Source organism: Enterococcus sp. 12F9_DIV0723, assembly GCF_002174375.1.
Lineage (GTDB): Bacteria > Bacillota > Bacilli > Lactobacillales > Enterococcaceae > Enterococcus_A > Enterococcus_A gilvus.
Window position 1 is genome coordinate 78,071 of record NZ_NIBK01000002.1, and the last position, 23,290, is coordinate 101,360.

19 protein-coding genes are annotated in these 23,290 nt (G+C 43.5%); 1 reads left to right on the forward strand and 18 read right to left on the reverse strand.

The features are described 5' to 3' along the window. Positions 1-79: 79 nt before the first annotated feature. From A5868_RS13475 to A5868_RS13505, 7 genes are all read right to left on the reverse strand, one after another. Positions 80-445, reverse strand: coding sequence for a PqqD family peptide modification chaperone (locus A5868_RS13475; protein ID WP_086305196.1), 366 nt, complete (start codon positions 443-445; stop codon positions 80-82). Continuing rightward, on the reverse strand, positions 438-2,357 hold the full coding sequence (locus A5868_RS13480) for an OPT/YSL family transporter (RefSeq protein ID WP_010778971.1): 1,920 nt from the start codon (positions 2,355-2,357) through the stop codon (positions 438-440). The genes A5868_RS13475 and A5868_RS13480 overlap by 8 nt, the downstream gene beginning before the upstream one ends. An 86-nt stretch (positions 2,358-2,443) precedes the next feature. Beyond that, positions 2,444-3,862 (reverse strand): dipeptidase PepV, encoded by a 1,419-nt coding sequence (pepV, locus tag A5868_RS13485; RefSeq protein WP_010778970.1) that lies wholly within the window; start codon positions 3,860-3,862, stop codon positions 2,444-2,446. Between the two features lie 418 nt (positions 3,863-4,280). After that, positions 4,281-6,911 (reverse strand): pyruvate, phosphate dikinase, encoded by a 2,631-nt coding sequence (gene ppdK / locus A5868_RS13490; RefSeq protein ID WP_086305198.1) that lies wholly within the window; start codon positions 6,909-6,911, stop codon positions 4,281-4,283. Positions 6,912-7,154: 243 nt separating this feature from the next. Next, positions 7,155-7,667, reverse strand: a complete 513-nt coding sequence (locus A5868_RS13495) for a DUF1456 family protein (protein ID WP_010778968.1) — start codon at positions 7,665-7,667, stop codon at positions 7,155-7,157. 83 nt (positions 7,668-7,750) lie between these two features. Continuing rightward, the gene (locus A5868_RS13500; protein WP_086305200.1) at positions 7,751-8,122 is read right to left on the reverse strand and encodes a DUF1304 domain-containing protein; all 372 of its coding nucleotides are present in this window, start codon (positions 8,120-8,122) and stop codon (positions 7,751-7,753) included. 98 nt (positions 8,123-8,220) lie between these two features. After that, positions 8,221-9,969, reverse strand: coding sequence for a glycoside hydrolase family 13 protein (locus A5868_RS13505; RefSeq protein ID WP_086305202.1), 1,749 nt, complete (start codon positions 9,967-9,969; stop codon positions 8,221-8,223). A gap of 637 nt (positions 9,970-10,606) precedes the next feature. Here A5868_RS13505 and abc-f point away from each other — a divergent pair. Continuing rightward, positions 10,607-12,100: a ribosomal protection-like ABC-F family protein gene (gene abc-f / locus A5868_RS13510; protein ID WP_086305204.1), complete on the forward strand. Its 1,494-nt coding sequence runs from the start codon at positions 10,607-10,609 to the stop codon at positions 12,098-12,100. 52 nt (positions 12,101-12,152) lie between these two features. Here abc-f and A5868_RS13515 read toward each other — a convergent pair whose 3' ends face one another. The 11 genes from A5868_RS13515 to trxB form a co-directional block, all read right to left on the reverse strand. After that, complete coding sequence (locus A5868_RS13515) at positions 12,153-12,752, reverse strand: DUF3841 domain-containing protein (RefSeq protein ID WP_086305206.1); 600 nt, start codon at positions 12,750-12,752, stop codon at positions 12,153-12,155. Then, positions 12,710-13,267, reverse strand: a complete 558-nt coding sequence (locus tag A5868_RS13520) for a DUF3841 domain-containing protein (protein WP_086305208.1) — start codon at positions 13,265-13,267, stop codon at positions 12,710-12,712. The genes A5868_RS13515 and A5868_RS13520 overlap by 43 nt, the downstream gene beginning before the upstream one ends. A gap of 41 nt (positions 13,268-13,308) precedes the next feature. Continuing rightward, the gene (locus tag A5868_RS13525) at positions 13,309-14,007 is read right to left on the reverse strand and encodes a GntR family transcriptional regulator (protein WP_086305210.1); all 699 of its coding nucleotides are present in this window, start codon (positions 14,005-14,007) and stop codon (positions 13,309-13,311) included. A gap of 175 nt (positions 14,008-14,182) precedes the next feature. Further along, a complete protein-coding gene (locus A5868_RS13530; RefSeq protein WP_086305212.1) occupies positions 14,183-15,646 on the reverse strand; it encodes a BCCT family transporter in 1,464 nt (487 codons plus the stop codon). A 75-nt stretch (positions 15,647-15,721) separates the two neighbouring features. Further along, positions 15,722-17,041 (reverse strand): betaine reductase selenoprotein B, encoded by a 1,320-nt coding sequence (grdH, locus tag A5868_RS13535; RefSeq protein ID WP_086305214.1) that lies wholly within the window; start codon positions 17,039-17,041, stop codon positions 15,722-15,724. Positions 17,042-17,090: 49 nt separating this feature from the next. Next, the gene (locus A5868_RS13540) at positions 17,091-18,416 is read right to left on the reverse strand and encodes a glycine/sarcosine/betaine reductase component B subunit (RefSeq protein WP_086305216.1); all 1,326 of its coding nucleotides are present in this window, start codon (positions 18,414-18,416) and stop codon (positions 17,091-17,093) included. Between the two features lie 107 nt (positions 18,417-18,523). Then, entirely contained in the window at positions 18,524-19,684 is a 1,161-nt protein-coding gene (gene grdD, locus A5868_RS13545; RefSeq protein WP_086305218.1) for a glycine/sarcosine/betaine reductase complex component C subunit alpha, read from the reverse strand. Between the two features lie 3 nt (positions 19,685-19,687). Further along, positions 19,688-21,223: a glycine/sarcosine/betaine reductase complex component C subunit beta gene (grdC, locus tag A5868_RS13550; RefSeq protein WP_086305220.1), complete on the reverse strand. Its 1,536-nt coding sequence runs from the start codon at positions 21,221-21,223 to the stop codon at positions 19,688-19,690. Between the two features lie 83 nt (positions 21,224-21,306). Then, on the reverse strand, positions 21,307-21,771 hold the full coding sequence (gene grdA, locus A5868_RS13555) for a glycine/sarcosine/betaine reductase complex selenoprotein A (protein ID WP_086305222.1): 465 nt from the start codon (positions 21,769-21,771) through the stop codon (positions 21,307-21,309). Positions 21,772-21,817: 46 nt separating this feature from the next. Beyond that, positions 21,818-22,135: a thioredoxin TrxA gene (gene trxA / locus A5868_RS13560; protein ID WP_010778953.1), complete on the reverse strand. Its 318-nt coding sequence runs from the start codon at positions 22,133-22,135 to the stop codon at positions 21,818-21,820. A gap of 80 nt (positions 22,136-22,215) precedes the next feature. Next, on the reverse strand, positions 22,216-23,145 hold the full coding sequence (gene trxB, locus A5868_RS13565) for a thioredoxin-disulfide reductase (protein WP_086305224.1): 930 nt from the start codon (positions 23,143-23,145) through the stop codon (positions 22,216-22,218). Positions 23,146-23,290 lie beyond the last annotated feature (145 nt).

Genomic DNA, 23,290 nt, shown 5'->3' on the forward strand with positions numbered 1-23,290 from the left:
ATCAAAATCGACTACTAGGAAGTATTAAATATTATAGAAACAAAAAGACCTTCAAGCGAACGCTTGAAGGCCTTTTTCGTTAAACTAACTCAATATATTTTTCATTCTTCTCTAAATGATTCAAGTAGATCAATAAACGGTCGTACAATTGATCATTGGCTTCTTCGATGGCTACGCCAAGGTTTTCACCAATTTCTTTGACTGTCCGTTTTCCATTGATCTGTTGAAGAATGAAGCTGCCGTATTTGTCGAGTTCCATCTCAGAGGTTTCCGGGATTTTGTAGTGGATTTTGCGTAACACGCGTTGAATCCATGCATTTTGTTCGGTAATGACAAACACGATGCCATCACGTACCTCATAATGCAGCCCGTCTCTCAGTCGATACACTCGCGTCAACAGCTCTTCCGTTTCCGGATTCACAGCAGGTTGCTGTTGATTAGTCATTGTGTTTCACTTTCTTCACACTTAACAATGGAACGATGACTGCAACAACTAAAATTGCAAGTAGCAAGAATGCTGCCCAGTTAGATCCTAAGAAGCCTGTTGGCGTTCCTGGAGTAATGACACCAGATACTTGCAAGATGATTCCGATCAAACCAACGATCGATCCACCAGCGATCAAACCAGATGACAAGCTGACACCTAGAGTGATACGTTCTTCAGCAACTTCTTCTTTTTCTTTTTTATTCAATACATCGATCAATTGACGGATCAACGCACCAACTAAAATGATTGAGGTTGTTGAGATTGGCAAGTAGAAACCAATGGCGAATGTCATGATCGGCACTTTCATGAAGTGCAACACGATACCCATTACGATACCGGCAATAACCATGTGCCATGGCAATGAACCAGAAGTGATCCCTGAAGTCAATGTTGCCATCAAGTTTGCTTGCGGCAAACCAAATGGAGGATTTGAACCAGTGATCGCTAATTGTGGTGACAAGATCACCATCATACCTGTTACGATAACCACACCAACGATGTTAGAGATCAAGAAGTAACGGCGTCCTTCGTTGAAGTTTCCGCCCATTACGAATGTCACTTTTTGTGATTGTGAATAACCACCAGCTACTGAGATCGCTAATACGATAAAAGTACCAAACATTAATAATTGTTGTGTATTTTCAGCTGACGTCCAGCCCATCATAACAAAAACCAATGTCAAGATAACCATTGATGCGATCGTCATACCAGATACTGGCAAGTTTGACGTACCGATCGTACCAGTCAAACGACCAGCAACGATAACGAATAGGAAGCTCAAGATGATTGACAACAGCCCACCAACAAGTGCCATAGCGACACTTCCAGTGATGATGAAGCCCATGATGATTCCGATAACAGCGCCAGCGATCAATGGAAGCATTCCGCCGCCTTCTTGCTCAACGCCATCTTTACGACCTTGCAGAGTTGCAGAAATAGATGAAATGATTGTTGGGATCAACTTGATCGCGCCGATCAATCCACCAGAGATCATCATTCCCGCTCCGATGTATTTCACATAAGAACCTGAGATCACAGCAAAGTTTGATGCACTTAATAGTTGAGACGCGTTGTCCCAAACATGTGCGTTGCTGTTGGCCATTTCCATGAAGTAACCAAGCAATGGTGCGATCGCGAAGTTCGCTAAGATCGAACCAGCAAACATCAAGACAGAAACATCCATCCCAACGATAAAACCAATACCTGTCAATAACGGATTCACTTCTGTTTCAAATTTCCATTTGTAGAAACTTTCGTTTACGAAGCTGATGACATTGTTCATCACACCGAAAACTGAACCAGTCAACGCAGTTAAAACACCACCGATACCAAAACCGATACCCATGTATTTCAACGAATCGCCACCAGTATCAGAAGCAACGAGTGTTTCTGAAATAGCCATTGCTTCAGGGTAAACTAATTTACCGTGTTCGCTGACCAACATGTAATCTTGAACGATTGAGAAGACTCCGACACCTAGTAAAACAGCACCGATTCCTAAACCAACACCTTCGATGAAATTCACTTTACCACCGACTAAAATTACGGCTGGTAATACGAAGATCATCCCAGATGCTACAGATTCCCCACCACTTGACATCAATTGCAATAAGTTCTTACCTAAAATCGTTTTAGGTTTTACAAATAGAGCGACTAGCCCTGATCCAATAATTGCGCCTGGAATACCAGCTGCTACAGTTAATCCGGCCTTCATACCTGAATAAGCGGTCGATGCAGCAAAAAGTGCAGCAAGCAAAATACCTAAAACCATAATGATCGGTGAACCAGATTTTTTAGGTTTATCAGCTACGTACGGGACATAATCTTTCCCAGCTACTCCACCAAAAGCGTCTTTTGAGAGTTTTTTCATTATCTTTGAAATTCCTTCCTTACTATCTTTTCCCCAATGAGTGAAGGAATCCTGTAAGAACAGGATCCCTGTCCTCTCAATACCGACTATTTAACTAAGCGATAAATAGCGTCAGCATAAATAGCTGTTGCTTTGAACAAGCTATCAATAGGCATAAATTCGTTTGGCTGATGCATTACATTTTCTTCTCCTGGGAACATTGCGCCGTATGCGACACCACGTTCTAGGATTCGACCGTAAGTACCTCCGCCGATTGATTCTTCATGGCCTTCAAGACCTGTATGTTCTTCGTAAACGTCCAATAATGTTTTCACTAATGGATCACTTGCTGGAACATAGTGAGGCGTTTTCACGTCACCAATGATCGCGATCGAAACGCCTGCATCTTTAAGAACGTCTTCCATGTTCGCTAAGATCGTATCTTTGTCGATGCCTTCTGGATGACGAACATTGATCGTGATCTTTTTGTCGCCTTCAGAAGTATAGTCGAACAAGTTCGCTGAAGAAGTTGTTTCACCCATTACATCGTGTTTTGTGTACGCATTTAATTTCTTACCGTTGTAATCTAAGTGCATGTATTCAGCAGTTGTTTGAACAAAGTTCGCACCATTGCCGTCTAACTTGTAGTCCACTAAGAAAGTTGCTAAGAAGGTTGCAGAGTTGACACCGAATTTTGGTTCTTGTGCATGGGCACCTTTACCAATTACAGTAAGTGTGATTTCGCCATTGGTTTCAGCGAATTCGCCTTTCACGTCTGATTTTTCAATAAACGCGTCAAATGCTGCTTTCATATCTGCAACTTTTGCTTCGTCGTTGACTTTAAGAACTGCTGTTGCATCTCCTGGTACCATGTTCGTGCGTAAGCCTGATTTGAAGCTTACTAGATCAAAGTCGCCAGATGCAGCGTTGTCTTTGTTTGCGAAAGTTACTTCATAAGATAAGATTCCTTTTTCACCATTAATGATTGGGAATTGTGCGTCTGGAGAAAATCCAACTTTTGGCATTTCTTCCACTTCCATATAACGGTGGATCCCTACCCATTCACTTTCTTCGTCAGTACCGAAGATAAAGCGGATTTTTTTAGAGATCGGTAATTCTAGATCTTTGATGATGCGCATTGCATAATAGGCAGCGATCGAAGGCCCTTTGTCATCGGCAGAACCACGAGCGTATAATTTCCCATCTTTAACTACTGGTTCAAATGGATCTGTATCCCAGTTGTCGTCGACAGGAACAACGTCTACGTGTCCTAACAGACCGAACATTTCTTCTCCGTCACCGTATTCAATGTGTCCAGCAACGTTTTCGATGTTTTTCGTAACGAAGCCATCGCGGTCACCAAATTCTAGTACTTTGCGTAAAGCGGCAGCTGGTCCAGGTCCAAGAGGTTCTTCTTTTGTTCCATGTTCCACGTCGCGGATACTGTTGATGCGAATAAGATCGCCTAAGTCTTTCATTAAGTCGTCTTTACGTGCGTCTACTTCTTTTTGCCAATCAATTGTCATTGTTTAATCCCTGCTTTCTTTTTTTTGTAACAAGTATTGAAACCTGTTAGATTCATTAGAAAGATCATGTCTAAATAAAGTTCTCAAATTTTGACAGCGTAGAATAACTATTTTTTATTGGACGAATTCACGGTCCCTTTTGAGGATGAACTACGTCAAAACAATCAACGGAAAAGACCGCTCATGAATGTTAAAATGTTATTCTATGATTCCTAATTCCGCAGTTTGTTTCACCTCCCAAGTTAGCATTATACCGTATTTTTATTCATAAGTCATTGTGAAGAAACCATCATTTGATATAAATAAGTTTAAATTTTTGAATTATCCAGACAATAACAAAAAAGAAAGCACACGTAATTGTGCGCTCTCTTTTCAAATTCCTATACTTTTTTAATCCAAAACTCATATATCTGTTTTTTTATCCCACTTGCTTTTGATCCTTCACCGCTGTTTGCGCCAGCGTCATTTTCGCCTGCGGAATTCTGAAAGGCGAGCACGAAATATAATCGATCGACAGGTCGTTCAAAAAGGCGATTGATTTTGGATGTGCTGCTGCTTCTCCGCAAATACCGATCTTCAATTGTGGATTGACCTGTCTTCCTCTTTCAATGGCAAGCTTCATCAACGCACCCACACCCGCTACATCAAGCACTTGGAATGGGTCATCCGCAAAGATCCCCGCCTCCATGTATTGATTGATGATCCTTGGAGAATCATCGCGAGACAAGCCTAAAGCCATCTGGGTCAAATCATTGGTTCCAAAACTGAAGAAATCCGCGTGCTTCGCAATTTCATCCGCTACAAAGCAGGCTCTCGGAATCTCGATCATCGTCCCGATCTGATACTCTAAAACCTGTTTACGGGCAGAAAGACTCTTCTGGATCGCCCCTTCAATAGAGGTACGCACGCGCGCAAATTCTTCGGCATCGATGGTAAAGGGAATCATGATCTCCGGCGCGATCGGGTACCCCTTTTCTAAGGTCACTTCACAGGCAGCTTCAATGATCGCTTCTGCCTGCATTTGATAGATTTCTGGATAGGCAACGCCTAAGCGCAGTCCGCGGAATCCCAGCATTGGATTGACCTCTGCCAAATTATCCGTTTTCCGTTTTACTTCATTGAATGTTTTGCCCAATTCCTTCGCGACTTCCCGACATTCTTCGGTTCCTTTTGGTAAAAATTCATGCAATGGCGGATCAAGCAAACGAATAGTGGTAGATTTTCCCTGGGCAGCTTCATAAATAAATTTGAAATCTTGCTTTTGAACTTCTTTGAGATCCTTCAGTACGTCCAGTCGTTCTTCCAGACTGTCTGCAAGGATCAACTGCCGAAATTGCAGCAACCGGCTTCTTTCAAAGAACATGTGCTCCGTTCGAGCCAGACCGATGCCCACTGCGCCTAACGCCATGCCCGTCTCAATGTCGTTCGGTGTTTCCGCGTTCGCTCGTACCTTGATGGCTGCGTGGCGATCCCAGATGACATGCAATTCATCCAAGGCCACGGTATTTGTCACTTCCTCCATCGGAATCTCACCGAAATAGACACGTCCGCTTGTTCCATCGACAGATAGGATCGCCCCTTCTTCGATGACCTTATCCCCCACCACAGCTTTATTTTCTTCCAATACGGTCAACCGCTCACAGCCGACGACGGAACAAATCCCCATTCCGCGCGCCACAACTGCCGCATGGGAGGTCATACCGCCACGACTGGTAATGACCGCCTCACTGACCGCGATTCCTTCAATGTCTTCTGGTGATGTTTCTTCTCGAACCAACACGACTCTTTCGCCGCGCGCCTTGGCCTCGGTCGCTGCTTCGGCAGTAAAATATGCCGCTCCTGTTGCAGCGCCCGGGCTAGCCGCCAAGCCAGATAAGAAAGATTCGTGGTTCTTCAATTCTTGCTCATCAAAGTTTGGATGCAAGGCCGCCTCTAAATCCTTCGCTTCGATGCGGCGGACTAATTCTTTTTCGTCAATGATCCCCTCTTTATGGAGATCAAGTAAAATGGTAAGCGCCGCTTTGGAGGTCCGTTTTCCGCTGCGGGTCTGCAGGATAAATAATTTTTCCCGCTCAATAGTAAACTCCACATCTTGCATGTCGTGATAGTGCTTTTCTAAGTCTTCACAAATTTCTTTTAACTGGCTGTACTGTTTTGGCAGCTCATCCGCCAGCACCTGAATCGGTTTCGGTGTCCGAACGCCCGCAACGACATCTTCTCCTTGAGCATTGATCAAATATTCCCCGAACAACCCTGGGTCTCCTAGTGACGGATTGCGTGAGAAGACCACACCTGTCCCCGAACTTTCACCAAAGTTCCCAAAAACCATCTCCTGAATATTTACAGCAGTTCCTAGATCGTCGCTGATGTCATGAAGACGACGATACGTTTTCGCGCGCTGGTTGTTCCAGCTCCCGAAGACCGCTTCGATCGCTAATTGTAACTGTTCGATCGGATTTTGCGGAAATTCCCGTTGCAATTTTTTCCGATAGATCTCCTTGTACTCGCTTACAATTTGTTTCCAGTGGTCAGCCGTCAATTCATTATCAAACGACAAGCCATTTATTTTTTTCAACGCGGTGATGCGATGCTCAAAATCGTTGTTGTCCATCCCCATCACGACATTGCCGAACATCTGCAGCAAGCGACGATAACAGTCGTAAGCAAAGCGCTCATTTTGACTATTTTCTGCGAGAGCCGCTACCGTTTGATCATTCAATCCTAAATTTAACACCGTGTCCATCATACCAGGCATTGAAAACTTTGATCCGCTTCGGACCGAAACCAGCAATGGGTTCGTTACGTCTCCAAATCGTTTCCCCGTTTTTACGGATAACTGCTCCACAGCAGCCATCACTTGGTCCTTCATTTCATCGGTCAAATGATTGCCGTGATTTAAATAGTACAAACACGCTTCTGTTGTGACGGTGAACCCGGTCGGTACAGGCAGACCTAATTTCGTCATCTCTGCCAAATTGGCTCCCTTTCCGCCTAATAGATCCTTTTGTTCTTTTGATCCTTCTGAAAATAAATAAACCCAACGATTCATGCGCTTCTCCTCTTAAAAAAGTTTTATTTAATCTATTTTCAGTTTAATACGAGTATTATATAAAGTCAATAAGATGTTTATATAATTTTATTACGATTATATATGCGTATGAAAAGTGCAGCACACAATAAATCAGACACTTACATCCTTCAATCGCTCCCCTGATCATTCGCAGCGTACAAAAAAACAGGCGATTCTCTATAAAAAGAATCGTCTGTCGAATTTCTTATTTCTTTCATGATACTACTCTCGATAACACAGACCCAATCCCTTTAGAAAGTTCCGTGTATAGTTATCGCCGCAAGGCTTGAAGTTACGATGCCCTTCTTTTCGCAAAATCGCTCCAAGTTCTCCCTTTGAAGGATACACCCCTGCCTCTGCTAAAATATCCAGCAAATCATCGCTAGTTAGGGCCAGCGCGATTTTTACCTTTTTGATCAGCACATTGTTCATGTGGTTGAGTTCCGAGCTTTTCGGTGCCGGTGGTTGTGCGGCTGCATTTTTCGGCTCACCCCGCTTCAAAAGAATAAACCCGTTCAAAAAAGTGTCTAGTGTCTTATTGTTGATCATTTTTTCATAGACATTTTTGTCGAAGCCGTCGCTCTCGTTTTCATCCTGGTTGTTTATTTTCGTCAGCATCGACTTTTCTTCTTCTCTGGAGATCGTCATGCCGCCAAGCTGGAATGCCTTTACAATCTCTGTATCCTTAATGTCCAGCGCATATCTTAATCGTAACAACAAATCATTATTATTCATTGGTTTCCTCCGTACCTTCGCCTGATCCTTTTACTATACCACAAAAAAAATTCGACTAAGAAGTTAATCCTAGTCGAATCTTGTTACATCAGATGCAGGAGGATCAACAGAACCGCAAGAATCGCGGGCGCTGCTTGAATCATGTAAATGGATTTTGTGACGGTTTTCCCGCCGTAGATCCCTACGATCACCACAAAAAGATTCAACAGTAGCAAGATTTTTAGCCGTACATCCCCTTCAAACATGAGAAGACTTGCTAAGATCGCCAGACCTAAGCTGCCGTTATAAATCCCCATATTTTTCAAGGCGATCTGCGCATTCTTTTGAGTAACAAATTCATAGGGCATATCAAATGTTTTTGCCTGTTTTTCGGATGAAGCAAACATCTCTAATCCCATGATCACCAAATGAAGGAGACCGATGATTCCTGATACTAGCAAGATGATAACTGTCATGGTTGTTTTCTCCCTTAGACGTCTGCCGATTCATTACGGTAGCGTTCGTTTATCCCTCTACTATAGTCATCTTCTTCGGATTCTCCAAACAAAAATGCTTACACCTCTTCGATAATAAATCCATGGGTCCGTAACTGATACCCGTCTTCTTCATGGTAATTGGCGCCAAATAAATGACGGCCGTGCTTTTTCGTTTCCAGCATGTCGCCTTCATTAAAAGTCGCAACCACCGTTTTTTCCTTATACGTTCGCGTTAGAGAAACCGCTCGTCTATCATCATCGTAGTGCCACGTCATCGTTCCGTAACTAAATACTTCAGAAAATTGCTTTCGCAAAGCGATTAATTGCTTAAAGAAGGTGTGCAGCTCGTGGTCTTGCTCTTCCCAGATCATACACCGCCGGCAATCCGGGTCCATTGCTCCTTCCATCCCCACCTCGGTTCCGTAATACAGACAAGGGGTGCCTTTTTGGATGAACATAAACGTTAAGACTGCTTTCATCATGTCCTTGTTTCCGTTGCATAACGTTAGGATTCGTGGAGTGTCATGAGAATCTAAAAGATTGAAGCTGACTTCATTGGTTTGATCCCGATAAAGCAATTGCTGGCGATTCATCCCAAAAATCATTTGCGAGATCGACAATGATCGTTCCACAAAGAAACCTTTGATACTGTCGGTAAAAGCATAGTTCATGACCGCGTGGAATTCATCTCCTTGCAGCCAGGGCTGTGACGAATGCCAAATTTCTCCTAAAATATACACGTCTTCCTTTTGCTTCAACACCGTTTCATGAAATTTTTTCCAAAAATGATGGTCGACTTCATTGGCAACATCTAACCGCCAGCCATCAATGTCAAATTCGCGAATCCAATACGTCGCTATATCAAGCAAATAGCGCTGCACTTCTGGATTCGCCGTATTCAGCTTCGGCATGTGCGGATTGAAATTAAACGTATCGTAAGTTAGATTTTTCGCATTTTCAGAATTCTCGACCGCCGTGTACCGTGGTGGGAAAGTCTCAATATGAAACCAATTCGCGTAATCGGATTCTTCCCCATGCAAGATGACGTCCTGCCACTGGTGAGCGCTCGCGCCAAGATGATTAAAGACCGCGTCTAGCATTACACGCATGCCGCGCTCATGGGCTTTTTCCACCAACTCACGAAAAATTCGCTTATCACCAAAATGAGGATCAATCTCATAATAATCGACCGTGTCATATTTATGATTCGACGGCGAAGTGAAGATCGGACAGAGATACAAGCCATTTATCCCCAGTTCCTCCAAGTAATCCAACTTGTCGATGATTCCTTGTAGATCACCGCCAAAAAAGTTTTCCCGTGTCGGCTTTTCACTTCCCCAAGCAAGAGCATTTTCAGGATCGTTCGAAGCATCTCCGTTGTAAAAACGTTCTGGAAAAATTTGATACCAGACCGTTTGATGGACCCAGCCTGGAACCTTAAAACGATCAATCTCTTGAAAATAAGGCATCCGAAAATACAAATTATCCTGTGTCAGGTGATCCTCGTCGTAGCTGAATAGTCCTTGATCTGTATAAAAAACCTGTTTTCCCGCATAATCCGTAATACAAAAAGCGTAGGCCAAACGATGGTGGGGAGCCGTGACTTCAATCTCCCAAAAATCATGGGTATCCGTCGTATAATTTTTCTCCATTGGCCGCTGCTGATGGTACCATTGCTCTTCGGCAAAGAGATAAAAGTCCCCACCGATCAATCCGACGCTCTTTATCTCATTACGAGCTGTCTGCAAGCGAATCCTCATCCGTTCTTTCGTGTAAAGAAACGCAAATTCACTTTCGGGACGATGATATATTCCTGCTTCGTTCATCCCTCCACCTCCATTTCTACTTTTATTGTACCAAAAAAAATGTGAGCGACTCCACTTTGACCTTTTTCGAGCGTTCAAATACATTTTTTTCCTTGAAATATGCTACTATAATTATAGAAGAAAAAATTTTCTTCGCCTCGTTTATCGAGGATCACTCCAGGGCGTAGCATGTTTGGGGAAGCGGCTGCGTCCGTATTTTTTTGACAAAGCCAAGTAATTTTGTTTTAATTACTATAATAATTATTGAAACGAGGGATCATGCCATTGAAAAACTAAGCGACTGTTGGAAGCTGCAAACCGATCTAGAATTGACTTATGTTGATGGGATCAGTGGGCAGATTTTCAGGACTGGCTTAGGTTTTCAACGGATGGTCTTTTTTTGTTGGTTTGCGGTCGCAATTTGCTGAGCGCAAGCAGGCATTCAATCAATTCGCGCATTTAGTGACTACGCAGTTTAACAGAGGAATCGGTGCAGGAAAATAAACTTGATTTCCGACCCTAGAAGAAAGCATTCTTCTTTCCTAAGCGAGCTGCCAGCTTCTCAACTATTTCCGCAAACGACTATCAAACTCCTACTCCTTTCCTGAAAATGGGGAGGATTTTTTTGTTCCATGGTGGAACAGGAGGAGGATTTTTTATGTCTACAATTAAAATTACACAGTTAACGTTTGGTTTTGATAAACAAGTGGACCCCTTGTTTGACAAAGCCAATTTAACCATCGATAGCAGTTGGAAATTAGGGTTATTCGGCCGCAACGGTCGTGGAAAAACAACATTGCTGCAGTTACTATTAGGAAACTACCCGTATCAAGGAGAGATTCAGTTTCCTTTACACCCTATTTATTTTCCCACCGCGATTGAAGAGGCCGAACAGTTAACCTATTACGCCTTGCAAGCAGCGGCCGATTTTGAATTATGGAAGCTCGAACGGGAAATGAATTTGATCCATTTAGACCCGCAAGTCTTGTGGCAGCCTTATCAGACACTCTCGGGCGGCGAACAAACAAAAGTCTTACTGTCTTTGCTCTTTACTCAGGAAAATTTCTTTCCTTTGATCGATGAGCCGACCAATCATCTCGATCTGCAAGGACGGCAGCATGTGGCCGAATACTTGAAACAAAAGGACGGCTTTATTATCGTCAGCCACGACCGCCAATTTCTAAATCAGGTGACCGACCATACCCTCGCGATTGAAAAAAGTCAGCTCGTTCTTTATCAAGGAAATTTCGCAATCTATGAAGAACAAAAGGCGTTGCGCGATGAATTTGAACTGGCTCAAAATAGAAAAATAAAAAAAGAAGTCAGCCGCTTGAAAAAAACGGCGGCTGAAAAAGCGGAATGGTCTCGTTCACGAGAAAAAGATAAATACGGAAAATCTACAGAAAAAGGCAGCGGCGGCATTTTTGATACTGGAGCTATCGGCGCACGCGCTGCACGTACCATGAAGCGTTCAAAAAACATCGAACAACGAATGTACGATCAAATCGAAGCAAAAGAAGGTCTCTTAAAAGATTTAGAAGATGTCGACCGCTTAACGATGCATTACCAAGCCAGCCGACACACGCAACTATTAAAGTTAGAAGATTTGAGTTTGTCCTATCCTGATCACGACGCGCTATTTTCACCTCTTTCTCTTGAGCTAAGGCGTGGTGAGATCGTTGCCTTGACCGGTCCCAATGGCATTGGAAAATCCAGTGTTCTTCATTACCTGTTGGGAACTTTTTCAGGCGAAGCGAAGGGAATATGCCTTCACCCAGAAATAAAAATCAGTTATGTTCGACAGAATTACGAAAACAATCGTGGGACCCTGCAAGATTTTGCGGAGACCCATCGGCTGGATTACTCTGCCTTCTTGAACAACTTGCGAAAACTAGGCATGGCACGCAATGTGTTTCAAAATCGAATTGAGGAAATGAGTATGGGCCAACGTAAAAAAGTCGAGCTGGCCAAATCCCTTGCGCAAGAGGCAGAGCTGTATATCTGGGATGAACCACTAAATTATCTCGACGTCTTTAATCAAAAACAACTGGAGGACCTCTTATTGCAAGTGAAGCCTGCGATGCTGATCGTAGAACACGACCAAACATTTTTGGAAAACATCCACGCCCAGCAGCAACCTCTGAAAAAATAAAACGAACCGGCCGAGTTTTCCTCAGCCGGTTCGTTTTATTCTTGTCTCTGATTTAAAAAATTGCATCGATCCAACAAGCTTGAATCTCCCAGATTCCCCCTTGGATATCTTCAAATGGCAAGCATTTCATCTCTTTGATCGCTTGATCATACTGAAAAAGCTTTTGCCAGCTGCGCACCAATTCTGCTTTCAGATGCGGATAAAAACCAGTGGTGTACACGTCGCCTTCATAACGAATCCTATATTTTTTTAACTGAGCAGCATAGGCCGCTTGCTCTTCAAGCGTGCCCAATAAACGTAAATTCAAAATTTTATTCCAATCAGACATACGGAAAAAAACGATTTTTTCAATTGGAACACGTAATTTAATTATTTGTGAATCCAGCGAATAATTGACATATTTCGCATCTAAAAACGTCCAGATCGCAGACTCTGCTGCTGGCGGTCGCTCAACGATCTGTGCAGCGTGCTGACAATACCACCCATAGGCTTGGAGAAATACTTGTGAAGTCTCCCCATACTTTTCCTTTATATACACGTTTTTAACTAAATGCCTGCCCGATTCGAGTAGGTTCGCAACAACCTCTTGGCTTTGAGACGTGTACAGTGTTACCTTATTATCTTCGTAATCCATTCCTTGCGAATTTCCCATATCGTCCCCACTTTCCTCTCTCCTAACACACTAGTGTCGTCGAAAAGGCGGTCATGGCTTTGTTCGATTTTTCGTTTGATATTGGGATAAAACGGTGTCATAAAGGCAGTCACATCATCAATTCCATACGTATTCAGCATTCTGGCATGTTCCTTTTGATCCGCTAAATCTTTAGGGATATACAAATGATTGACGATATTGCCCCACTTCAACAGATCAACAATGAGCAGCTGCTCTTCCTCCAGTTCGACCTCTAAAATAACATTCCCTTCACTGTTCGCGATCCTTTCTTCTTTCGAAAGGGAGACCCAGATCGGGTATTTTGCATCGACGGGCGGCGGAACAATCTTTGAAGCTCTATGAAAATACCATTCATACACACCAAGGTACAATGGGGCATGGTCTTCCATTTTCTGCTGAATATAGGTTTTTTGCGCCAGAAAACGCCCTGTTTGGTCTAGCACCTGCAAAATGCCTTCATGCTGTTTCGTCCAAACCTTTACTTTATTTGCCATGTCTCCTCCTTAGATTGAAAGAGACAAAAAATCGGTTTCTCTTAACAATCCAAACAAAAATTTTTCTCTTCATTTGGCAACGTAGCTCTGACATAATCTTGAATATGCTTGTGGAACGCGCGGACCACGGATGGTAGTTCATTTTTCCGTAAAACCTCTACAAAAGCCAAGTGTTCCTCCGATTTTTTTTCAAGGATTCCTAAAGAGGACAGGTCTTCATTCATTGCGATAAGCAATTGATAGTATAGACTTTCTAAAATCTGCGCCCGCCTGACACTCCCTGACAATTGCCAGATGTATCTATGAAACGACAAATCAAGCGTATTGAACAAAAAGACTTTGTCCTCTTCATTGCGGCAACGCTCTTCGCCATCCTTCATTTCTAAAGCAATTTCCGTTAGTTTCTGAAAATGTGCTTCCTTGATCATTTGATTCCGCAAAATTTTACGTAAAATTTGCGTTTCAAGAGAAGTTCGGATCTCAAACACTTCCATGATCTCTGCTGGTCCCATTTCAATCACGTGGTTTCCCTTACGAGGGGAAAACGTGATCAATCCTTGCTCATTTAAAATGCGCATCGCTTCTCTCACAGGCGCACGACTAATATTGAAGTTATTCGAAATGTCTGTCTCAATCAAACGGTCGCCGCCTTTTAATGTGCCCGACAAGATTCTGTTTTTCACATACGACACGACCATGTCGCTTAAACTTTGCTTTTCGTATCTAGGCATAATATCCATAAATGAATCAGCATCCCTTCTGATATATCTTATTAATTATATCAGAAAGCCTTTACTAAGTCTCTTGTCGTTCGGGATTTGGTTGTTTTTGCCTTTTATTACAACCATACCTCCGTACTCGTTTACGGAAAATGAGCAAAGTAAAATTGTGCCTGTATTCACATGAACAGTTAGATCATTCTATTGATTCAGGCTTTTCTAGCAGCAAGGCTTTAAATAAACAAACCGCACATAACAGCATAATCACCGTCAAGGGGAGCGCCGCTACGATTGAACACGTTTGTAGCGCATCCAATCCGCCTGTCATCAATAGAACCAAGGCCAACATCGCCTGAATGACACCCCACAAAATCTTTTTATCGTTTCCGGGGTTCAAGTCGCCCTCCGATGAGAACATTGATAGAACAAAAATACCCGAATTGGCCGATGTAATGAAGAAGGTACACAATAGGCAAATCGCGATAATAGAAAAGAGCATGCCTAATGGGTATTCAGCAAAAACAACAAAAAGAGCCGTTTCTGTGACCTCTTTTGCCTTGTTAATGATCCCAATGTCTAAATGAAGACCAAGACTGCCAAAAATCGAGAACCAAATAAACGACACCATTGAAGGAGCGATGATGACGCCCAAAACAAACTCTTTGATGGTTCTTCCTTTTGAGATTCTAGCGATGAACGTTCCAACAAACGGCCCCCAGGCGATCCACCACGACCAATAAAAAATTGTCCACGATCCGAGCCACGCATTGTCCCCGAAAGGATTGATTGAAAAGCTTTCTGACACGATCGTATTGATATAGCCGCCAAATGAGTTCGTAAAAATATTCAAAGCCATGATTTTAGGCCCTACCAAAAATGCGCCGAGCAAAATCGCAATCGCTAAAAACAAATTAATATCTGATAACAGCTTGATTCCTTTATCGATCCCGCTGACTGCGGTCCACGTATAGACAATGGTCAGTGCGACGATGATCACTATCTGAACCAACCTCGTCGTTGGAATATCAAATAGGTAGTTCAGCCCTGAATTTATCTGCAAGGTTCCTTGTCCCAACGATGTAGCGATTCCCGCTACGGTCGCAAAAACTGCACAAATATCAATGAGTTTACCAATAGGTCCTCTCACGCCTTTTTCTCCTAGAATCGGTAAAAAAATACTGCTGATCAGTCCAGGCGTATTTTTTCTAAATTGAAAATAGGCCAGTGCCATTCCAATGATCGAATAGGCTGCCCACGGATGAAATCCCCAGTGTAAAAAGGATTTTTGCATCGCCATATCTGCTGCTTTTTCCGTACCGCCAAAAGTCGTAAAATGATTCAGCGGTTCCGCAACACCCCAGAAAACCAATCCAATCCCCATTCCTGCACCAAATAACATCGCAAACCACGAACGGTTGCTATATTCTGGAACCGAATCATCTGGTCCAAGCTTTATTTTCCCAAAACGACTAAAAGCAATAAGTAACGAGAAGATGACAAAAACAAACATCGCGATCAAATAAAACCAGCCAAATGTATCCACCAAAAAAGCTTTTGTGCTATTCATCGCTTGCGCAAATGGGTCTGGAGCAATCAAGCCGATCAGTACGATTATCCCAGTAATCAACAGCGAAACATAAAAAACGATATTTTTTTTCATCTGTAGGTCTCCTCTTCTCTTTAAAGTTTTTTTATTAGACGAACCGCAGTTTGGCGGTTCGTCCGTGTGTACAAATTAAACTTTCACTTCAAAAAGTCGAGGTTCTTCGATCTCTGTCGACAGAGCGTCCAATGCGACCCCTACTCGATGGTAACGCAGGCGATGTTGAACTTCTTTTGGTGTCGCAGGGTCTCCCAATGGGTACGGGATTGAGATCGTTGGCACAATTCGATTGACGCCCACGGTTCGAGCAACTGGGATCAAGTTCGCCATTTGAACGATCGTGATTCCTGCTTTTTCAATTTCTCTGGTCATCGTTGCACCGCAACGAGTACAGGTGCCTCAGGTGGAGGTTAAAATAACAGCTTTAACGCCATCTTCGATCAGTTCATCTGCAATCTCTTGTCCCATCCGACTTGCTTCGGCTTGAGTCGTCCCTGTGCCGACAGTCGCATAAAAATAAGGATATACGCCGCCAATTTTGCCTTCTTCCGCGTACTCTTTCAATACATCTAATGGCAGGACAACATTTGGGTCATCATTGGCTGCGGCTGGATCGAATCCCGCATGGATCGTCATAAATTCACCTTTTCTCAGGCTATCCATCGATTCCACATTGTATTTCCCCCATTTTGTTGCCGATGCCGATTGGATACGATCCGGATTGCCAACGGGAACGATCCCGCCTGACGTAACGAGAGCAACTTTCAGTTTTGTCAATTCTTCGGCAGAAATAGCTGGAGCGATAGGGGCTCTCTCAGATTTTGGAATAACCAATTCAGAGTGATACGCTTCCCCATTCACCTTCTTCAGCAACATATCCATGACACGATCCGTCGCAGGAACTGGCGGGTCCAACCAAATTTGGTCGCGAACACCGCGCCCAAAATACCCTTCCTCTTCTGCCGAATAAAGTGTCTCTCCATATAATAAACGCAAAGCAAACGCGCTTATCTTCGCTACATCTTTACGCATCGCCGCAGCACTAGCACCGCCTTGAAAGATGTACATTTCTTTACGGTACATTTCTACGCCCGGATTCTCCTCGTTCATTGACGTGATTGCGGGTACACCGAATTTCTTTTGAACAGCAGAACAAATATGCCCGCAGGCAGCACCATAACGCCCCGCTCGAAAGGCTGGTCCCGCAAAGAAAATATCGAATTCTTTATCCTCTAGAAATTCCAATATTCGTTTGATTGCTTCATCGGTTTCCGAACCCATAAAGTTATCCCCGCAAATAATCGTGTGGGTGATCTCTACTTCGTCCTTCAACGCCTTAGCGTAAGCCATGCCCGGACCGACGATTCCCTCTCTTATTTCCGGCTCATGACCAGCAAATTCTTCCCCGCCGATTTGTCCGAAAAATTGATTGATATATAAAATCGCTTTCATATTTTCCCTCCTAATTCTTACTCAACTACTAGACGTGTCTATTCTCTTGTTAGAATTCCACCATCGTCTTTGTTGACCAGCCCACTACTTGATCGCCGCAGAACATGGCATTATTTTCCATAATAATAGAACCATCCGGCTTCACAGACGCACCAAGAATCTCATCATTTGACCAGCCTCCCGAAAGTCCGTCCCGCGCCAAAGCTTCCAATTCACCTAACACAGTTTCCATCGGTGGTAATTCGATCAATGTCGAAACGTTCCCAGTAGAGACGATCGCGTCGCATTTTTCATCCATTGATACCAGCGGTTGGCTCGCGCCGTCGCGTCCAGTACATTCATTGGTCAATCCGACAGTCTTGATGCCCGCATCCTCCAATGCCACATAGCACGCTGTAAAATCAGCATCAGGATTGCCATAACCTTCCTCGGCAACGATTGCACTGTCTGCGCCCAAGCTTTTCGCTAATTGTGCAACAAAAAGTGCTGCGCGTTCCTTTTGCTCTAAAGCAACGTTTAGATTCGACATAATGATTCCCAGGAAGTTGATCGATTGTCCGTGCTCTTCATACAATCGTTTGATCATCGGGAAATTTTGGAAATCATAGGTCGACCATTTCGATGAACATGGCATAAATGATCCTGAAATCATCGCGCCATCCAGCACTTCATTCGGATGCATGAGCGTTGGGAGCATCCAGTTGCAATTCCAGCCGTAATTTAAGTCGTTGTACCCGTCGTCTTCCATTTGAGACTGCGGTTGTAAAACAAAGACAACACTTGGTAATTTAGCTACAGCCTCATCACGCTTCGTTATTGGGTCCAAGGCATAGGTTTCTACCTCATCCGATTTCAACCCTTTCGTACAAGCACCGATATACTCAGCTAAACGCATTCCTGCCCAGCGCAAAGCATGGTTTTTCTTTTGCTGTTCGTGATGCTCAAATGTTTCATCTGTATCGGCTACTAATACGACATTTTTGAGTTGAGAGTAATACGTATATTTCGCGCCCTCGCCACTCATGTCGATCAGTCCGTCTTGAAAGCCGCCCCAATGTTTGCCGACAGCTAGCACGCTCATTCCCTTCAACGCATGGGTTACACCGTCTCCTGCCTGCATCAGTTTGCCTGTCACTCCGGGAAATACAGGACCACCACCGACGCGATACCTTGGTTCAACTGCCTCTTTTACTGGGACGATCCGAACGTGATCTCCCGGGTTAACGATGTGCAATTCTGCCTCCGTGATGTGTTCATCCTCAAACACAACGTCTAACGCTTCTTTTTTATTTATTGTCAAGAGACCCTTCGTGTAGGTTGTTTTCTCACCGAATTGAATCTCATTAACATGAAAATTTGCGATATCCAATTTCATGTTGCTTGCTCCTTTCTCATTTCCAGGAATCGGTTTTTAGAAAAAATCATTTGATTTGCGATCCCTGTACCCTTATAGCAATGAATATGATTTTTCAGATATTGAACTTACTTTCCGATATAGCCTGCCTCTGCTAAAAATATTTTTGCTTCAGAAAGGTTCTTTTCAGCGATCATCACTACTGGACCTGTACAGCCCATCCCGCTTTCAGCGTATATGTTTTTCTTCCATAAATGCTGTACAGCTTCTTCTAGATCTAAAATTTCAACGCCGTGGATTTCTTCTGTGACGATCTCCTTTTCTGGAGGAACTGCTTCTTCTTCTTGAAGACTTTCTTTTTGCGGCTGTGCTTCCTTTAACAGCGTGCTTAAAGAAGCTTGTTCGAGCTTAATGAACTCTGATTCCTGAATTTTTTTGAAATTTCCGCGAATCAATTCATCCGCAAATTCGATCGCACCACGAACGACCGGCGCACCTGAAGCTCTTGAAACGATCATAATCAATTTATCCATGCCTTTGCCAACGCCCGGACCATAGCCGAAACCTAACGATTCATAATTTCCGCCTGTAGTATAGGAAGAAAATATTTTTTGCAAGACGTTTCCGGTTAATGAATCCATTACCATAACATCACAGGTTCCGTTGAGAACATCATTGCCTCGCATGATCGCACCACCTTCGCTGCGGCTGGAATCTGCAAAATGAATCGGATAGCCGTTTTCTGCCAAACGTTTCAACACGATCTCCGCTTGACGAGCGCCATCAAGGTTCAATAGACCGACTGTCGGCGCTGCAATACCGCAAGCTTTGGCTGTAATGATGCCATATAACGCATTCAGCACCAGTGCTTCCACGCGTGTTAACGCAGATGTTCCAGTCGTTGTCGCAAGATACATCTGTCTGCCTTTTGCGGGCGTGATGACTCTGCCAACAGTAGACACTCCAATAGGGAAAGGATAATGCATCGTGACGCCTGCATCCACAAGTCCTTTTGTTAACAGCTCCTCGAGCCTCTGATGGCCTTCCTCTGCATCAGAAACCAAAACCGTCTCAATCCCTGAATAGTCTAAGGTTTTCGTACCGATTACTTTTATCGAAATCCCTTTGTCTGCGGCCATTTTTGCCGCTTCAATCAGCTCAGACTCATCGTGTTCGCTTCCTAGAGCAGTTAAAGCGACTGTTGAAGTAGTTTTTCGCCCCGTTTCCAAGGTGTTCGCAAGCTCTTGAAACACCTTTGCAATGAGTTGATCGGTTTCTTTTCCTGCCATAAACTATTCCTCAAGCTTTCCAGCAAGATGATTGGCAAAATCTCGTAAAGATCCCGCGATCATTTGCTTGATTTGATCTTCAGAAATTGTTTCTTCTTGTTTGCCGCTATTTTTTTGCATGACAAAAGAGATCCCATCAAACAAATTTGTCATTCTCCCTAGGAAAAGACTCCCTTTCCCGACAAACATTGCTCGATTGATACCATCTGCTAACATATTCTCTCTTGCAAAACCTAAATAAGGAATCCCTGAAGGAATGTGTCCTTGCGTTGGTGCCCATCCGACCATACCGTGCTGTTTCACGAAATCTGGCAGCTCCGCTTTTTGGATTTGTCCCTTCATTACTGCCAATGCGCCGATCATTTTATAATTTGCTTCCGGCACGTTCCCAGCCCCTGCCGGTTTTGTAATATCTGGATTTTGCATCTCTACAGAGTATTTATCGATATCTGTTAGTTTTAATCCAGCGTTTTCCAAAGGGATACTCGTCAATGACGAAATCACCTTCTGAGGTGACGCTCCTGTTCCAACCGTGTGCCGCCCAACGATGTCGATATTCAATTCTGGATTGATCCCATCGTTTTTAGAGATCAATACCGCAAAGCTTGCCACACAATCTTCTAAAATCGGCAGACCTTTGTTCAAATGATCTTTTCCGTTCATGCCAAGCTTGGCAGTTGATCCGCCAGCAGCAACGATAACATTTTTGAAAACACCGGATTTAACCAAGGAAGCTGCTTGGATCAATGCATGCGTAGGTCCAGCACAAAAACCACGGACATCGCTGCCTGTCGCGTTTTCCAGGCCTGCCATTTCCGCTGCTGCTTTTGCAAAATTCCCGCCGCCTCGTTGGTTCATATCTCCGCAGGCTTCTTCTGAACACTCCAATACATACTCGATCTCATTTTTATCCACGCCCGTCTGTTCTAGCAAATGTAAAATCGCGATCGTACAAGAGGCTTTTGAGACTAAGTTCTCAAAAATGACATGCGCAAATAAGGTATCATCTAAATTATGAGCGGCTTTTACACAACCAACGGTGTCTCCATTAAAATAGATTGGTTCCGCCTTTTCATTCTTGATGAACCCGTCAATATCTTCCTTCGTTACTTTTTCCGAAAGCTTTTCTAAGATTTGTTCATCCAATAAAGGATGCTTATCCAATTTACTTTTTATTGATTGACTAAAACGATCTTCTAACTTAACCAAGTCAAAAACATCGACATATTTCATCATGCCGATAAACTCCTCTTCAGGCATGATTTCGCCGAATTTTCCTTGTCGTTTGTTTTCAGCTTTTTTATCATACCAAGGGGTCTCGAATACTTCGAGTTCATCTGGTGTCATATTGCCAATGTAGACTTGATTCGGTGGATAGGATACACAAGTGTCATAGTCCCGCAAGTGTTCGCTTATGTTTTTTAAGTATTCTGAATCAGGATCAATTTTTCTTTGAAGTGTTTGAGTAGTACCATTGTGTACTACCATATCTGGGGTATGGGCAAGAAAATAGCTCGACCCTTTCAATACGCTATACAAATAGAAACATCCTTTCTTTTCACAATTTTGGAATGATACTGAACAAGTCAATGTCCAGTATCATAAAAAGCTGCACATCAAACTTATTCACCTATTTGACTTCGAATGGAAGCCATTTCGTCAACGATATCGTCAACATCTAGTACCATTTCCATCATGCCAACTTGTTCCTCGTACAGCTCAGAGTCGATCGTTTCTTTCATTTCTGGTTCAACGATATGATATACGTCAAGTCCTAACTGGACTCCCGCTAATGGACCGGCATACGTAGGGTCTCCCAAAGTTACAGTTTCGGCTGCTAATCCAGCAGCTTCACCTTCTGCCGCACCAAGAACAACAACAATATTCTCAGCACCGAATTCCTCTGTGAATTCCTTTACCCTCTTTTGATTTTCCAGATCCATTGCGCCCGCGGCCGTTCAGACAAAGCATTCTGTAGATGAGAATACGACATCTGCGCCTAGTGGTGTCACACATTCTTCAATGGCTTGACCAGGAACGCCGTCTCTGTCGCCGAGGATGATAACTTTTTTGTCTTTCAGCAACATAATGATTCCTCCTTGTTTTTTTATATTATTTAATCGGTGTGACCCGTTAAATATACTTTTGAATCATTGCTTCTACACTTTCTGGTGTCGCATCGTCTTTTACCAGTTCTTCGACTTTTTTTCCATCCTGATATATGGCGATCGCCGGGATACCGAGAATTTTTTGCCCGATCGCTACCCTTCTCGCTTTCGCAGTATCCAGCTTTGCGAAGGGCATCTTATCGCTGTATTTCGCATCCAGCGCCTCGATACTCGGCATCAGAGCCTGACAGGGTTCACAGGTTTCTGAAAAGAAATCCACGAGCATCGTCCCTTCACTTTGCACTACTTCTGTTTCAAAATTCTTTTTGTCTAAAACTTTCATTGGTTCATTACCCCTTACCCTTATGATGTAGCTGTCTCTCCTGATAAAAGACAGCTCAGATGGTTCCTTCAAGAAAAATTTTAGTGATGCAGATACTTCTCAATTGCGACGGCTGCTGTGGCCCCATCACCACTAGCGGTCACCACTTGGCGAACATTCTTCACACGCACATCGCCTGCTGCGTATACACCGGGAACATTTGTTGCCATTTTTTCATCGGTTTTAATATAGCCGTTCTCCATGTCAATCATGTTTTCAAAGAGTTTCGATTGGGGTAAATAGCCAATAAAACTGAAAACACCGATCAACCCGTCTTCTTCGTCAGCGTCAAAGCGAGTCGTCTCATTGGTTTGGGTATTCCGAATCGTAATAGACTCGACGATCCCATCCCCATCTAAACGTTCCACGATCGAATGATAAATGTAGTGAATCTTGTCATTGGCCATCACTTGTTCGATCGCGATCGCGTCTGCTGTTAGTTCCGCTAAGTTTTGGATAATCGTTACTTTTCGAGCAAATGTGGCCAAGAAAAGTGCTTCTTCTACGGCCGAATTTCCCCCACCGATAACAAATACCTCCATATCTTCGAAAAAGGCAGCGTCGCATGTCGCACAATAAGAAAGACCTTTCCCCATAAACTCCTTTTCATTCTCGCAACCGATCGGACGAGGAAATGCTCCTGAAGCAATAATGACCGAACGGCCATGGTATTCTTCCTTTTTCCCTTTAAGAACCTTTACTTCGCCGGAAAGCTCAACATCAACAATCGTGTCTGCTGCTCTCTCAACACCAAAAGAGGCTACCCGCTCAGACATACGCTGAATCAGCGAACGCCCTGATTCTTCTTCGAGACTTCCTGGGTAGTTCTCGATCTCGGAAGTCAAAATAATCTGTCCGCCATCCTTTCCTTTTTCGATCAATAACGTTTTTAGCCTTGCTCGACCAGCATAAATAGCTGCTGACAAGCCCGCTGGTCCTGCACCGATGATGATAACGTCATACACTTGCATACCTATCCCCCATTCTTTTTTATAACCTACGATGAACAATCATCGTGATTTACGAAATGACTATTTTTCTGCTCCTTTGTAAAAAAACGTAGACTCTCTATTGAGAGAATTTCATCGCCTTATAATTGTGAAATAAAAAACTTAC